The sequence below is a fragment of the Marinobacter santoriniensis NKSG1 genome (assembly GCF_000347775.1).
GTDB classification, from domain to species: Bacteria; Pseudomonadota; Gammaproteobacteria; order Pseudomonadales; family Oleiphilaceae; genus Marinobacter; species Marinobacter santoriniensis.
This window is the reverse complement of sequence record NZ_APAT01000005.1, coordinates 13,284-28,410: the sequence shown is the minus strand read 5'-3', so window position 1 is coordinate 28,410 and position 15,127 is coordinate 13,284. Positions and strand designations below refer to the sequence as shown.

The 15,127-nt window shown below is 47.2% G+C and carries 17 protein-coding genes; 5 read left to right on the top strand and 12 right to left on the bottom strand.

Going from position 1 to position 15,127, the window contains the following annotated elements; all coding sequences use genetic code 11:
- The first annotated feature begins 224 nt into the window (after window positions 1–224).
- From MSNKSG1_RS00875 to MSNKSG1_RS00855, 4 genes are all read left to right on the top strand, one after another.
- Entirely contained in the window at window positions 225–746 is a 522-nt protein-coding gene (locus MSNKSG1_RS00875; RefSeq protein WP_008937340.1) for a hypothetical protein, read from the top strand.
- 112 nt (window positions 747–858) lie between these two features.
- Entirely contained in the window at window positions 859–1,173 is a 315-nt protein-coding gene (locus MSNKSG1_RS00870; protein ID WP_201764932.1) for a hypothetical protein, read from the top strand.
- Window positions 1,170–1,586, top strand: coding sequence for a transposase family protein (locus tag MSNKSG1_RS00865; protein ID WP_008937338.1), 417 nt, complete (start codon window positions 1,170–1,172; stop codon window positions 1,584–1,586). The genes MSNKSG1_RS00870 and MSNKSG1_RS00865 overlap by 4 nt, the downstream gene beginning before the upstream one ends.
- A gap of 943 nt (window positions 1,587–2,529) precedes the next feature.
- The gene (locus MSNKSG1_RS00855) at window positions 2,530–2,841 is read left to right on the top strand and encodes a hypothetical protein (protein WP_152638684.1); all 312 of its coding nucleotides are present in this window, start codon (window positions 2,530–2,532) and stop codon (window positions 2,839–2,841) included.
- On the opposite strand, the gene MSNKSG1_RS19540 is transcribed toward MSNKSG1_RS00855, so the two are convergent.
- From MSNKSG1_RS19540 to MSNKSG1_RS00840, 4 genes are all read right to left on the bottom strand, one after another.
- Window positions 2,842–2,976 carry a hypothetical protein gene (locus MSNKSG1_RS19540; RefSeq protein WP_264622948.1) on the bottom strand — a complete coding sequence of 45 codons (135 nt, stop codon included), beginning with the start codon at window positions 2,974–2,976 and terminating at the stop codon, window positions 2,842–2,844.
- Between the two features lie 42 nt (window positions 2,977–3,018).
- Complete coding sequence (locus MSNKSG1_RS00850; RefSeq protein ID WP_152638683.1) at window positions 3,019–3,570, bottom strand: hypothetical protein; 552 nt, start codon at window positions 3,568–3,570, stop codon at window positions 3,019–3,021.
- 99 nt (window positions 3,571–3,669) lie between these two features.
- Complete coding sequence (locus MSNKSG1_RS00845; protein ID WP_008937334.1) at window positions 3,670–3,999, bottom strand: hypothetical protein; 330 nt, start codon at window positions 3,997–3,999, stop codon at window positions 3,670–3,672.
- A gap of 347 nt (window positions 4,000–4,346) precedes the next feature.
- Window positions 4,347–5,156: an HNH endonuclease family protein gene (locus MSNKSG1_RS00840; protein WP_083870900.1), complete on the bottom strand. Its 810-nt coding sequence runs from the start codon at window positions 5,154–5,156 to the stop codon at window positions 4,347–4,349.
- 196 nt (window positions 5,157–5,352) lie between these two features.
- Between MSNKSG1_RS00840 and MSNKSG1_RS00835 the strand changes: the two genes are divergently transcribed.
- A complete protein-coding gene (locus MSNKSG1_RS00835; protein ID WP_008937332.1) occupies window positions 5,353–6,042 on the top strand; it encodes a hypothetical protein in 690 nt (229 codons plus the stop codon).
- Between the two features lie 2 nt (window positions 6,043–6,044).
- On the opposite strand, the gene MSNKSG1_RS00830 is transcribed toward MSNKSG1_RS00835, so the two are convergent.
- From MSNKSG1_RS00830 to MSNKSG1_RS18790, 8 genes are all read right to left on the bottom strand, one after another.
- Window positions 6,045–6,377: a hypothetical protein gene (locus MSNKSG1_RS00830; RefSeq protein ID WP_008937331.1), complete on the bottom strand. Its 333-nt coding sequence runs from the start codon at window positions 6,375–6,377 to the stop codon at window positions 6,045–6,047.
- Window positions 6,378–7,207: 830 nt separating this feature from the next.
- The gene (locus MSNKSG1_RS00825) at window positions 7,208–9,652 is read right to left on the bottom strand and encodes a DEAD/DEAH box helicase (protein WP_008937330.1); all 2,445 of its coding nucleotides are present in this window, start codon (window positions 9,650–9,652) and stop codon (window positions 7,208–7,210) included.
- The gene (locus MSNKSG1_RS00820) at window positions 9,649–10,461 is read right to left on the bottom strand and encodes a DUF1837 domain-containing protein (protein WP_152638682.1); all 813 of its coding nucleotides are present in this window, start codon (window positions 10,459–10,461) and stop codon (window positions 9,649–9,651) included. Before MSNKSG1_RS00820 ends, MSNKSG1_RS00825 begins: the two co-directional genes overlap by 4 nt.
- A gap of 171 nt (window positions 10,462–10,632) precedes the next feature.
- Window positions 10,633–11,199 (bottom strand): hypothetical protein, encoded by a 567-nt coding sequence (locus MSNKSG1_RS00815; protein WP_008937328.1) that lies wholly within the window; start codon window positions 11,197–11,199, stop codon window positions 10,633–10,635.
- Between the two features lie 596 nt (window positions 11,200–11,795).
- Complete coding sequence (locus MSNKSG1_RS00810) at window positions 11,796–12,428, bottom strand: DUF2971 domain-containing protein (protein WP_008937327.1); 633 nt, start codon at window positions 12,426–12,428, stop codon at window positions 11,796–11,798.
- Between the two features lie 109 nt (window positions 12,429–12,537).
- Entirely contained in the window at window positions 12,538–13,023 is a 486-nt protein-coding gene (locus MSNKSG1_RS00805) for a hypothetical protein (RefSeq protein WP_040886507.1), read from the bottom strand.
- A 142-nt stretch (window positions 13,024–13,165) separates the two neighbouring features.
- Window positions 13,166–14,125: a hypothetical protein gene (locus MSNKSG1_RS00800; RefSeq protein ID WP_040886506.1), complete on the bottom strand. Its 960-nt coding sequence runs from the start codon at window positions 14,123–14,125 to the stop codon at window positions 13,166–13,168.
- 4 nt (window positions 14,126–14,129) lie between these two features.
- Complete coding sequence (locus tag MSNKSG1_RS18790) at window positions 14,130–14,813, bottom strand: Fe(II)-2OG oxygenase family protein (RefSeq protein ID WP_083870897.1); 684 nt, start codon at window positions 14,811–14,813, stop codon at window positions 14,130–14,132.
- Window positions 14,814–15,127 lie beyond the last annotated feature (314 nt).

The following is a 15,127-nucleotide window of genomic DNA, read 5'->3' as shown; positions in this document are numbered from 1 at the left end:
CTTTGATCGACTTTCAGTAGCATATAAAGAAGTAGCAGCTTAATGGCGGCAAGAAAAAAGGGGTATCCGGATTTAGCGGTTGCTCTTCGCTATATGTAATTCCATTAATAAATCGGATTTTAGGGTTGACGGAAAAGCCAGATGCCCAAATATTAGATTCAAGAGCTGAGGAGTTCAGCTTGCACCGCCCCGGCGGAACCGGGATTCCTGATAGGAGCAAAATCATGTACTACGTCATCGAAACCAATTACGTTGGCCCCAACCAAACCCAAGACCAGTACGTTGATGTCGATAAGATCGAGATCAGCACCTCCCCTGCAATCGCCAACAGCAGTCACGAAGAGCGCACTGAAGGTTGGTGCGGCACCACCAATGACTGGGCCATTTACGCCCACGGCGAGTACACCACTATCGAGGAAGCCCGCGCAGCGATTACTGAGAAGTTCGGTGAAGTACGCGACTCGGATGCCAACGGCGACAGCTTTGAATCTGACGACGAAGACGTTGTGGAGACCTACAAGCCAAGCAAATACGCTCCTATGAGCAACCAAGCGACCGCTGATTGGGCGTATGAGGGCATTCAGTCAGACATTGAAGCTAGCACCACCGACGAGCGTATTACCGAACTGGTTGCCGAGTATGAGGCGGAAGCCAACAGCAACGGCTACACCCTGGATAGCGACCTGGAGGACTTCATGCAGGAGCGCCGTCAGGAATTGCGCGATGAGCTGGAAGATGAAGCCTGATTCCCTAATCCATCTGCGAGTACCAGCGGCCACAAAAGGCTGCTGGGTTCGCGCAAGCCGAGCCGCTGGGATGCGACTTACCGACTGGATAGTTGACGCCGTGGAGGCACACATGCAGCAACAAATGGCCAAGGTAGCCATCCCCGACGATCTGAAATTCTCCGATCTACACCTGTCACGCGACCCCGATGGGGGCGTTAGCTTCGATTGGGCCGTAATAGAGCGTATCTGTGAGGCCAGTGGCCTGCCGATAGAGATGTTTCGTGATGCGCCCGAGGACAACGTTTCTGGGCTGATCGTTGGCTGGTACCAGGCACACCGTCAGCATGGCGGCGAAGCCGATCCGGTTGCCGATGATCTAATCGCCGAAGTTGTTGGCGAGGAAAAGGCGGGGCAGACAGTTAGCCATCAACCAGGACGTGCATGACCAATATACTCAACTGGCCTGATTACAAGGTGATCCAGGTGCCCGAACTGGAGCACGATCACCAGGTACACGCCGAAGTTTCCAAACCGCCTACTCATTGCCCCCACTGCAATCATTCTGAAATCGTTGGTTTTGGCCGACGTGATGAGGTGGTTATGGATACCCCCGCCCATGGCAAACGAGCAGGTATCATGCTTAACCGCCGTCGCTATCGCTGCCAGTCCTGCCGAAGGACGTTTCTGGAGCCCGTGCCGCACAAAGACGACAAGCGGCAGATGACCAACCGGCTGATCCAGTACATCGAGCGCGAGAGCCTTCGCCGCGTTGATCGCAAAGAACCACCTCGACTGGAGCGACAAGTCATCAAGCGAAATCAGCGGCCCCGGCGGTGTCCGATACAGCAGCAGACTTAGACCAGCCTCGACCTATCCCCAGAAGCCGCTGCGGCCATCTCGAAGAGCCTGGAAGAAAAGTTTTAATGTCTGACCAGGCTATACAAGATTCACGGGTCAAAGCCGTCTTGAAGCACAAGCTGGAAACGGACCGCCTCTGCTTTGTGCGCTACTGACCTGCTCCCAGATAAGTCTTACTGGCTCTATGACTTTGAACAGGAAATCATCCTTTTCCCCAAATCAAAGCACGACGACCAAGTCGACACCCTCTCGCAGCTCTTGAAGTGGCAGCGATCTCACAGCTTGTCAGTAGTGCTCGACTACGACGACTACACAGACGATGAGCTTGAGGCTGAGCTGGATGATCTTTTGTAGACAAATCAAGCCGGTGGTTCGGCCCCGAACACCCCCCTTCAAAGTCGCTGCAACCTATTATTTTAAAGGCCCTTTTAAGACAAAATGATTTTTTTCAAAAAATAGGAGTCAAGGCTTGGTAGAACGTCATTTTGTTAACAATTAGGTCATCCAAATAACGCTAAATCTCTTATTCTCGAAAACATCGCATTTCAGGATCTTATTATCGAAAACATCGCATTTCAGGATCTTATTATCGAAAATATCGCACCCCATGCCTCAAACTTGATCAGCGTCACACTTTTTGCGCAAATCTAGAAACTTTAATGTAACTGCTTGTAACTCCATTTTGGGGTTTTGACCGAATTTGAATTCCATCTAATAATTATGTCAGACATATTAATCAGAACGACAAGGGTTTCAGAGGTGTTGTTTTGGCATAAAACTCATTTAAAGATATGGGCTTATATGTATTGCATTTAATTGCGACAGGTTATACCTATTGCTATAGTAGTAAATATAGAGTTAACCAAAACTCTTAAAGCAACAAAAGATAAAAAATGAAAAGAGGGCGCATGAGATGCAAGTTTTCATATCAGAAACAAACGAAATGAAGTTTCTTGAGCTGATCGACCACAAGACTGGAGAAAATTGGGTCACAGGTTTTATCGGTAATCAAGGCGCACTAATTGACGGTCAGTTTTCCGAGCGTGATGGCTATGGCTACTATGTCGCTGACGCCGAAACTTTCGAGTGGTGGGACAACGTTGTAAGTGACTTTCAATCGCTGGACGACTATATCGATGATCTTAAGATTGAGCACGGCTCGAATGCGGTTTCTGACGCTATTAACGCATTCGATTGCTGCGACATAGAGGATATGCCACGAGGTCTGCGTAAGCATTTAGACGACTGGTTCTGATCATTGCACAGCCACAAAGGCAAGAAGCCAAAAGTCGCATTCTTCCAATACAACTGTCATAGCAGAAAGCGCCTGCTGAAAATCCCAAGAAGAATCAAAAATTCGATGAGGGATTGCCTGGCCTTGTTCATTCATCCTGATGGCTCATCACATAACGCCAATACGAAGGGGCTCGTCTCACGCGCCAGCCTCACGTACTTGGTTATGGTCGTGGTCGGGACTGAAGATTTGGTTAATCCACTCTGCACATATCTGAATATGGCCAACGGCATGCTGGTGAAGGCCGTTACTACCGTGGGCCGCTGAATTCCGCAAACTCGGAAGAACCTCAATCATCTTCCGAACATATTTTGTGTTGTCCTGCGGGCACGCCTCTATGTGTGAAAAACCGCTGTCCTTGACCCATCCACGGTTAATGGCTTTTTTGATCAACTTCGGGAACGGCCAATTATCCTTTTCAAACTTTAGCTTTAAAGCGTGCTCAATAAGAATATAGGTCTTGAGCTGTGCAACTGGATCTAGAGAATAGGAGTACCACGTATAGATAGCTAAGTTTTTCGTGACATTAAATTGAGACTGGATCTCCTCTGGAACGGAGTCCAAAAGCTTTATGCCATCGAGAGTCCGATACAAAGATTCAAGCGTGAACCTGGTTCCGGTCAACTGGTCAATTAATCCATGTCGCTCATCTGGCTCAATGATTTCCTCAAACTTTATAAACTCTTCCATAAACCTATTCTTGCATTGCCATAATGCGGCTAAGAAATGAAGGCGAAGCAACAATGCAGTAGCCTTCGCCGTGACTGGCTTCGTTATGTGGTGCATAAGTCAAAGCTCATTGAGCACCACTAGTGAAAAAATTGTAGCGAATACCGAAATAATAGCTATCGACCACAGAGGCTGAGATAAACCGCTCATAACGTAAAACATGAGCACATGCATCAAATAGAAGCCTGCAACTCCCCACCAACCCAGTGTCCACTTTTCAAAGACCCAGCGGGCTAGCCAAATCAAACCAGCCCACGCGATCAAGCCGCCGACCATTTCCAGCAAAGTTACACTATCGTCCCACCCCTCATAGCTATCGCCAAAATCATAGGGCCTAGTCAACGCGATAGGGCTCAATAGAAAAATGAATGGTGCGAAGATCCGTTTCATCCCAGCTCCCAACACATAACGCTGGCGTAACAGGCCGGTTTGGAGGCGCAGCCGCGCCGGAAAACGGTCGACATACCCCGGTCCACCATGAAATCCTCTAAAACTTGCTCACTGGAGTCAAAGAATTCGTCCCAAATGGGATCGGAAGGTCGCTCATAGCGGTTGAACTGAACCTCTCAGTCGCTCCAGTGGTGAACGCCCTTGATATTTGGCTGAGCGACCTCTTAGGTATGCGACGAATCCGCATCCAAATCTTCCCGCAACTCCTGCTCAGTAAACCGTTTCCTTTCCACCTCGTTCATTCCTTCCGTGAGAATCATTGCCTCGAAAGATAGTTTAGCAGGGAGTCAGCTGCGGCAGCCCTCCAGGAACGCTTTCAACCATCGAATTTCCGGCTTTGTCGGCTTAAGATCGTACTGTTTCACGATACGAACGAACCTTGCCACATAACCGCACTGGCCTGACGGTGGCAACCATTCATCCGGCCCCTGGGCACCCTTACTTCGATTAAGGCTTAGCTCGACGGGCCAGAGATTAGCCATATCGTTTGCAAACCGCTCTCGTTTAGCTTGCGCCCAGTTCTTTGCTCCACGCGTCCAAGCCCACTTCAGCGGGACCACATGATCAATGTCGATCTCGCTGCTGTTCTGGATGACCTTGCCTGTGAAAGGGCTGATCCAGCGGCCTGAAACCACCCTACAGCGACTTTCGTCTGCAAAACGGACGTTGGCTGTGGATTGGGCAACCAATGCCTCAGCACGGCTGTCTTGACAGTCTCCGTCGGCGTCATCCCAACCACGCCCGAACGCAGACCGTTCGTAGCTTCGTAGCCTGCCTTGCTGCTGCTCGCCCTGTTGAACGGATGCCAAAGAGACACCATCTGGTAATTTTCCGCCTGACTCCAAACAGGCATCAAGAGAGTCGTAGGGTTGATAATTTTTGGTTCGCTCATACCAACTGCTTTGTGGTGGATGGCAAAGGCCACTGTTTGACTTTTTTATAACGGACGCATGAGCCGGAACACTGACGAACCCCACCACCAAAAAAAGAAGAGGGGCAGGATTCTTAAAACGCAAACCATGATGTGTAAATGTCCTCTGGGGTGTAAACTTGCCTTGGGGTGCAAACGTATCATCCCCCGCATCCTGACGCCTCATGGACGATGCTCCACTCCAAGGAAATGACAACGACTAACCAACGGTCGGTGTTACGAATTTGCCGCCCAAAAAGGCTGAGAAGTTTATTTACCATTATCAGTTGCAGCAAGCTGGCATCAGCCTGCGAACAAAGCGGTGACGCTTACTTGTCTGCTTATATCTTTAACGTGAATTGAACGGGAAAGATCGACTATCCATGGCTATTAGCTTTTATGAAAAAGGGGAGCTAACCTCTGGCTTCCACGGCTGGCGAGTTGTTGCCACCATCCGAGGCAAACGCTATCAGAAGTATTTCTCTCTCAAGAGGCCGAACGCCCGAATTACTCAAGAACTCTGGTACCAATATCAAGAGACCAGAGCCAAGTACTATGAGGCCCGTTACATGGCCCGCTCCGCAGCACTTCAATATCTGGATTTCATTGGAAAAGACCATCCCACAACCCTCCCCTGTCGCGGTGTTGGCTTTCAGGGCATCACGCTTGGGATCGGAAGCGGGAAAAGTGCTGCACAAGAAACCTGCTATTTCTCCGTAAACAAACGAGGCGCTGCCACGAAATTCTACATTGATGAGCGGGCATCTCTGTCTCAGGCATGGGAGCAGGCCGTAAAACATTGGGGAGAAGTGTTCGATATCCGACCCAAAGACATCGCTAAAAAGCTAGAGCAGGTTCCCAGTCCTGATCAGTTCAAATCGCTTCGCAAGCAACTGAACGATCGGGAGGGCTGCGACTATCAAGCCAGCGTGCTCCATCATGTCTACGCCGAACAGCGAAGCCAGCTGGAAAAACATAGGGCTGAGAAAACCACCAGAGGAAAGCTCAACGAGGACGATCTTCTGGCAATGTACGCTAACCTGGAACGCCAGGTGTCAGAGTTCCGCAATTAGATCTATTCCGTGTCGTAGCCGAAGGACCGGCCCAGCGCGTCCGGTTTAGACGACAAAACCCTAACCATTGGCTGTCGTCCTTCCATGACGCCAACGACTCTGCCATCTCCAATAAAAGCCCCTACCACGTAGACACTTGGGCCAAGCCATTTGTAAGGTTCAAGAATCATCGTTCGCCAAGCTTCGATATCCAATAGAACCGACTTTAACTCCGGAACTAATCTTAGAATTCTTCGGTCTGCCACGCCGAGCCAATGACAAAGCTCAATACCATCTTCTGTAACGATGCCGACGGTTTCCATCGAAGCAAACGCTTGAAGGGTGGCATATGCCATATTGTGTCGGCGACGAAACTCCATCCCCAGCCCGCTAATCCCCGTTCACGCAGAGTGGCAAATCAGTATTGTTAGACGGCAAATACCTAACGCTTTCGAAAACAATGCGTACGGCAACCGATTCTCGGGGAGAGTGATGGAATGCCTCTGACTCAATACTGTATATAAAGACAGTATTTTGGTGAGCCTGATCCATTAGGTCAATAGTGCGTCGATCAAAGTGGGGCAAATTGTGGCAAGCGCGGGTGGTGCCAAGTCTCTCCCTGGCGCGTCACACCACTGGGCAGGTGTCGCATTTGCCTGGCATCCATGCCGGCGTTGAGTCCCAGTCGTCTTGACCAAGTGACTCAGCTCTAACCCTATCATTGTCAATGCAGGGTTCGTGTGAGATATATCTTAAAGCTGCGTAGGATCCAGAATTGGCCTTGGGGGGCTACTACCCTGACCAGGGATGAGGAGTATTAACAATCAACCCATTTCGAAAGATAGGCTCTACCGACCTTCCTTGTATATCGAGTTTAATCTACCGACATACGCCTGAAGTCGTTAAGTGCGAAAGACTCCGAGACAACATTTAAGCAATGGATCAGCCTGCTGGTCATGTCGCTATTGCGTGTCCGGAAATTGAAACCACAAATTGTCCTGTGGTCGCAAAGCGGACATTCGGGTTGGGTGATAAAGCAGCGCTCACCGGAAAATTTCGAGCGTAGCTAGTAATTTTTCCGCATGCAGTAGTTTGCATGGACAATTAACTACTGCCATTGAAATCTGGCAAGATTTCGAATCTTGATATTCTCTTGGTTTTTGGTACTTTACGAAGCTCATTGTGATTATCCGCGCGTATTGAATCCTGCCTCGAATATAAAGATTCGGCTCTCGTTATTTCTCTTCATAATCTCTTGGACTTCAGCTCTGAGATTAACAATATTTGCCGCAGAATCAACCTCAACGTAGTTAGAATATTTTTGCAATAAGAGTGAGGCGAGTCCGGCACTGAACCCATTTTTCATCATAGTAATTTTCTTTTCGTCAGCTGTCCCATATTTGATTTTTTTGTAAAAATCTTCATCAAGCATCTCAAGGTCATTCAATATTTCGACAAACTTCATTATCTGATTATCTAAAAAATCTTGCTCTTCCTTAATCCGAACTATTGCTAGGTTCACACGTTCCTTATGGGATTTCTCGCTAATGTTGACCCAGCTCTCACTGTAGCTTCCATCACGTGACGTATCACCCCATTTATCAACATAAACTAACGGGTCGGGTATCTCCGCCCAGTAATCCAGAAAACGCTTGATCATCTCATTAAAAGACGCGTTCCGCATACGCCACGAAAGAAACATTCGATAAAAACGTTTAGCTGACGCCTCTCTTAAACGCTGAAGATTTCTATAGCTGTCATCGGGAATATGGTCAATGAATCCATGATGAATAACATCCAAAAGTTCTTCGAGCCCATCAATCAAATGCTGATCCACGCGCACTTCGTCCAAATACTCTGAAATCTCAAACTCACAATCCAAGATCGGAAATTCAATTATGTTGTTTAGGTAGCAGGTCTTACCAACAAGCGTTTCAACATACTTAATTTCCCTGCCGGTAACTCCAGGGGAGAGGTTTTCCAATACCTCAACTGCTTTTTCCAAATCTTCCACGTTCTTATCCGTTATCTCGGTATTTTCGAGTAAAACATTTTTCAGCTCATCTTTAATTTTCTTATCGACCTTTACTCGCTCTCTTAGAAAATTCTCTACATTAGCATTTCGATGAACGTATCTGGAGGCAACAACATATATCTCAGGCTCCAATAAATACAGAGAGCCTTCAGAATCATTAAATATTTCACCGAAACGACATACTCGACCCACCAGATTCTTGAATTGAGACGCCGTTAGGTTAGATCGTCCTTTCTTACACTCCAACAAGAAAAGTTTTTCCGCAGGAATGTTCACTCCTTCAAGTAAGGTCGAGCTAGATACAATATATCTGATACTTGGGACAACCGAATAAAGCTCTTCTATGAAAAGCTTAACAACATCTGGAACAGAACCGTGGTGGTAAATCACTCCCTTTCTCAGACAGTCAAGCAAACCATAGTCGCGATGGAGAAATTCTGAAATATCCTCACAGACAGCATCCAACTCATCGGAATCAATCGGCGACTCTTGAGCCGACAACATGGCCGCGAGCTTTTCAAGCCGCGGAGGAGAGTTCAAATAGACAATATTTTTGTTTCCGGAGTTCTCCTGCAAGAACTGCACTTCATTTTCTTTATGCGAGGCACCCAGCACCGTAAATTCATTCATATACTGATCGTAAAGCTTGAGCAATCGGTCGCCATCATCCCTAAGATCAATAGCATAATAGCGTTCCGTCTTTAAGTGCTCGCCGATACGGAACTCCGAAAAACTGGGGTCTACAAATCGCGTGTGGAGGTTTCGGGAATTCACAAGGAATGGAGTAAGGAAACTAAACGACGTATCCTTACTTCGTCGCCCCAACAAAGTGATTACCTTTGCTAAAAGTGTATTTCGACTGTCACCAGAAAGGAGGTTGTGCGCCTCATCTACAAAGACATAGTCAAAGACCAAAGCAGCATCATCTTGAAGAATTCGTAACAGCCGCTCTTGGGTCAGAATAGCAATAAACCCTCTATCTCCTTCGTTATACATCTCAGGATGCGTGATAATTTTTCGATCAAGATTCAGCTCGTCAGAACCGTGGAGAACTCGGCGTTTCATCTGAGACAAGAGTGCTTTTGTTGGAACGATAATTGCTATCGTTTTGCCAGCATTACTGTTACAAAAGCGCACAAACAACTCAGACTTTCCATACGATGTCGGAGCGACAACCGCAACACCGCGATCCGCTTCTTCCGAAAAATAGCGCGACAGGCTGGCTTGCTCTGAAGTTTGATAAATTCCATTAGATCGATAGGTCTCTGAAAAACTCGACAGGAACAGAGAGAAAAAATCGTTCTGGAAATGATGGGATAATGCCTCCACTTTTTCAATGGATTTAGCGACTGGTATAAACCCCTTATTAATAGCAATATCATATAAAGGTTTGTAATCAGAAAAATGATTGGAATACAGAACGACAATCCTGTACCCAAGCTCTTGACAATTTTCATCGCCAGCATTTAAAAGCAGCAACGCGATCTTAAGTATTGCCTCTTGCTCCCGGTTATCGAGATCTTCTCGTCGCAAGAGTTTAAAGTACAATTTTGAAAGGTTGGTATTACGAAGTGTCTTAAGAGATATCGAACTCACTCTGCTGCCTCCTGCTCAAGGAATGCAACGATATGCTCCCAGGTTTCTTTTTGAATCGAAAAGACGATCGCTTCTTTAAATAATTCCTCATTTATGATCTTTTCAGCTTTCTCATGCGTTGCGTCAATGGATATCGGATCAGCGCATGTTTTATATAGTACGGAAACTAGTATTACGCGCTTAGATTTGCTATCTGGAGACTTATCAGCGACTTCCATGTAACACTCTTCCAATATGCGATTTATTTCGTTTTTAATTTTTCCATCAGATAGTGCAATTTTTGCTCCATTAATCGCATTCATCCAGATGTGGATTTTGTTGTCGTTTAACCTTCCTTTCAAATCATTTTTCGCTGTGTTTAATAGCGCCTTATTCGCTCTATCAGAAGCATGCGGTCCCGCACCACCAGATTTCACTTCGACAATTTTCAACTCATTACAAGTTTGGTCGAAGACAATGAGATCAAAGCCTTTTTTTATGCTTGCCTCTTCCATATTGAAGTATGGGTTAGCGGATTCATAATCGGGGAATTCCTTAAGCAGGAGAATGTGGGTTAGTAACTCTCCTATCATTCCCTTTCGGGTATCCTCGGACTTTTTGGCGTAGATATCTAGAAACACTTTCAGCGTTTCTCTGTATGACGCAATTATACTCCCGGCCTCGACCTTGTCTTTGCCATGACATATAGCCGCCAATCTATTTCTGATTTCGGCCTTCAACTCATCAGTGAATATTTCGATCCTGCACACAGTTGCAAGTTCGGTATTCTCCGTTGTTATTCCAGCAATCATCACGCCCCCTGCTTCCATGGCCCGCGCCGAACAACACAACAGGTTGTAATCTGAAGATTTAGTATTTCATGAGCTTGATAATCAGTCATCAGAAAAGTGATTGACATTCAAAGGTATCATCTCGCGCTATTCTCGTAGCTAAGACGAAGTGCACCGGCACTCTTCTGTGCGTCGGAGGTGCTCGACGAATTAAAAGTTCTTGGTTAGGCAATCTTCGAGTTCTTGAAGTGCCCGACAAGCTTGATTCCAATGCACCGGCAGACCATTACCCTCAATTTCTGGTGTCTCATCTGCGTTCAAATGCACTATATTCCGGTATCGTCGTAGACGGTGTATTTTGTCTGCGAGCGCTTCGTTGATTATTTTATTTGCCTTCAACAACTCAATGTAGCTAAAGAAGTTCTTCTGTTTTGGCCTCAGGCCTTTCTTTTTAATGAATTCGCGACAGAGAACTTCCATCACTGCGACAACCGGTAAGGTGGCATGCCAGACCGATGCAGCCCCAGCAGGACCAGATAAGTCCCAGATGAATAGATTCCAGCGGTTAACATCACAAAGTTGGAGCACCTGACATACCAGTGTCTTGTGCGCATCATCCAGATAGGGCCAACGAGGGCGAAGTTCAGAATAGGACCGGATATATCCCCTCGGAAAGCGTGCGTTGACAGGTTTTCCAGTGTCCTGCCAAGCCTCAGTCAGCGTCTTGGCATGATCCTGAAACTCGTCCCTGACCTTCTTGAAAGCATGAAATTCCATAGATACCAACCCGAGTCTTAACAGCTTATTAGTTTGAATTCTTTTTAAAGCGTAACGCCAGCACCTCGTTCGGAACCGCTTCACAGTCCCAATACAGCCTACTTTTCAGGCCGTTAGGGGTCAATCCAAAACAAAATTCGGACTACGGGTATTGTGAAGAGTTTGCACGCGGCTTTATCCCGTCAGGTTTAGCTAGTCAGATCAAAACCACAACAGCTTTTCCAATTTGAAACATCCACCTACAGAGTTGCCTTGTCAAAGTATGTGCAGCGACTGGCTAATTAGAGTCAGTGAATTTGGCGTACGGCTGGGCATTTTCATTAGACTTCCAGAAAAGCAAAGGACTTTAACGCCAGACTAGTTGCCAAATGAAAACGAGGTTTCTGGCCCGAGTTTTTAAGATCGCAAGGATAAATTTCGGTCCGTCGCGGGGACAGGGAAATAGGGTTGCAAGACACGGTGCGAATGTTCGCTTTTGTTTAGCTGGGTCCAGAGTAGCCCTTGGTCGCAAAGCGAACATTCAGGTTTGGCATTTAACGCGGAGCGAAGCGCCGGCCCGTCAGGGCTGTCTGCCTTACGCGAATTGTTATTGGTCTTTACCAAGGTTCTCCAAGAGCCGGCACCGGATCTGCATCTATCCCCTCATCTCCAATGCCCGTTCGGTTTATCTCAATATCTTTTCGCTCACAAATTATTCGTAGCGCTTCGAAAAGGGATGGATTCATTCGATGACCAACGATGATCCTTCTCACGGGGTTAGGCAGCTCAAAAAAGTGCTCTCCGTGCAAAATCCGGAATTCTTTTTCATATTTCCAATCAATGTATTTTGAAGCAAATATTCGCCGCGCAGTCTCGCGTGGCACATCACCATCCTGAAAATTCACATTGGCGAATACTCCACCATACTCCATCTTCATCAAGCTTGGATGGTTGTCGGGGATATCGACCTCAATTGCCACTCCAGAAAAACCGTCTGCATAGTGAGCCCAAAGCAAATGGCTGTCATAGGTGCTTGACAGCGAACAGATCCGGATTTTCTTTTTCTCCATTCGAATATCATCTAAATAGGCCGAACGATCTACTTCGTCAGTGGCCCTGTGGGAGTATACGAACTGACCTTCCATGGGGTCATTGAGCGTTGTCCAATCTGCACAGTAAAGACGGTCGTTAAACATGATGTCGAGCGTAAACTCAATCTGGGACGGCCCCCTAAATTTATACAGTCGCATGAATCGTCACCCTTCTCCCTTAAACCAGCGCCAGCCAGCATACGCGGCTACGGAATGTAGGCGAAGCCGCAATGTAATAGCCGTCGCCGTGCTTAGCCTTGTTAAATTCTCAGTATGACTCATGGTTGAAGGTCCATGGGTCTTTGACGCCGGATTCATGATTTAACGTATTAATAATCTGCTCTACCGCTTCACGGGCCCGACTAGCATTTTCCTCGTTACAATATTCCAACCACCAAGGATCGTCTGGACCGCCGATTTGTGAGGGGAATCGAGATTTTCCGTGTGCCATTTCATTACGAAATCTGAGAAGTTCAGCAACCGTTTGGTGAGGGCGAGCGCCTTTTTCAAACTTTGCACCCGTAACTTCGGACAATATATCCAATTTTTTGATTGGACTGAGAGACTCTATATGGTTCCAGTACCCAATCACCTGGAAACCCAGATGGTTGAGGTACGCCTCCAATGTGAACGCTGAAAATACTAAAGAGGCCATGTATTGATAAAACGAGCCCTCGGCCTCATTTCGACCCGTATTCTCCGTGCTCACCGATGCGCTGTAAAGGTACCCGTATGTATTTATTGACTTTTTCATAATTCGAATCAGACTTAATGCTAAAATTCAGCGGCGGCCTTTGCGGAGCTAAGGCCGTCCGGTGGAGGCCCGTAAGGGCCATAAAGAACTGCAATGACTTGTTGGGCTTTATTGGCACTGGTGAGTAGTCACCACAGTTCCCTCAATATTCATTGAAATCCGGTTCATACTCAGGCATCTCAGCTCGCGCCTCTTCCAACTCTTCTTCCGTATATAGTTCGAAGAACTCAGCTGCGGTATAGGTTGTTTTCTCAGAGAATACATCTCCAAGACCACACGCGGACAGCTTGGAGTAGCCGGTTATTTTTAGCCCACAAGCTATGCACTCGAACGAGGATGGCAGCATCGTCTGCCTCTGAACCACCTCATCTTCGCCGACCTCAGTTGCAACAGGACCACTGGCTGTGCCATGAAGCAATGCTTGCGAACCACATGATGGACATTGCACGCGGTGCCCCATGTGACGACTGGCCCAAGTTGATGCCTGAAGGGCGGCCTCCTCTCGATCTTTCTCATTCCTGTTAGACCACACCTTCGAATGAGCACCTATGTCTTGTTTAACAGATTTGGCAACGGCATCCTCTAGCGAATCGACCATCTCTTTTGCGTTAACCGGGTCTGATACAAAGTCCGCAAGCTCTTTACCCATTGACTCAAGCAGGGTCTGCGAGGCTTTGTAAAACTTAGGGAGCCAGTCCGCTGTTCCGAGTCCAGCGAATACCGCCTCACCTGAATGTAGTTCAGCGTTCCGGCGCTCTACATGCTGACTACAGAACCCAGCCAGCTCATCTGTAAATTCCGGCAACAGCTCGGACAGACGTGCAAGCACCTCTTTAGTTGGGATAGACGATGGTGAAAACTTTTTTGCCGTGGGCGCGCTACCAAGTGCGTGTGTGAGATTGCGCCAGTTTCTGGGGTCAGCAAGAAGTACTGGTGATATGTGGGCCAGAGCAGCCCGCGACAAAAGCTCCAGGCACAACGCGGACCAAAGACCAAATTGCCATTCCTCTGCCGCAGTGCTTTCCATTTGATCCATATAAACCTGTGCTTTCGAAAATAACGCCTCTTCCGACCAAGTATTTGAAGCAACAGTAGGATTCATATTATTAACCTTTAATGGCGCTTAGATAGGCGCGCTCAATTCTTCGATCTATTGAATCGTCGTCTACAGCGGAGCGTCCATGCAACATATGCCAATTGTCGACAATCAGTGTGTCACCGGGCTCCAATAAATTTACTGCTTTTAGAGAATTGCTCCATTTTTTCGTTGAGAAAACATGCGCCACCTTTTTCGCGGAGCTGTTTAAAGGAGTCAAAAATAAAGAGTCCCATCGCACGCCCGTATCTCTCTTCTGACGAAACCACATTGGGAGTGGGCAACAATGGCCAGCTGGACTCCGCTTTCGAGGTATAAAAACAGCCTTCCGCATATATTGCTCAGGAATAGCACTAAAAATTGAACTAACTGGAAGCAGATTTGTATAGGCGGTCGGTGATCCATGCAGGCAGCGTAAAACAAAATAGCGTGGAGGAATGGACCAATGAGCCAAATCAGAGTGAAGAGGAAATTCCTCTAGTCCAAAAGAACCGCTGTAGTGATTCGCGGGTGCATTCTCCTGTCGTTTCGGTGATAGCAGCTGGACATTAGGTATTCCTGTCGCAGGGAGAAAACTTTCAATTTCCACAGCAATACCAATTAGATGAGCAGCTTGGGCAGTCGTTAGTTCCGGTCTCCATTTCCTCAGAAAGAGAAAGCCAGCCGAATCTATTGTTTGGCGAATGTTCATCATCTATACCGACCGTACTCGAGGCTAGAAGGCCCAACAGCAATTGGGCAGCGCGCTTTACCATTGCAGAAATTTGACTGCGTCATTATTACTGACTTTGAACCATCAATCGCGCTGCACATAAATTGATAAAACAACAGCTTAGCCGAACATGGCCATCTCTGCCATGTAATCATTCAGCGCCTGCAATTTGCTCCGCCAATCATACTGGATGAAATGGCTGTAATCAGATTGGAGGCACTGGAGGAAAACCCTGACTCGATTGTTCGCTTTTGTTTAGGTGCTCCTGGGTCGCAAAGCGAACATTCAGAGCGAAC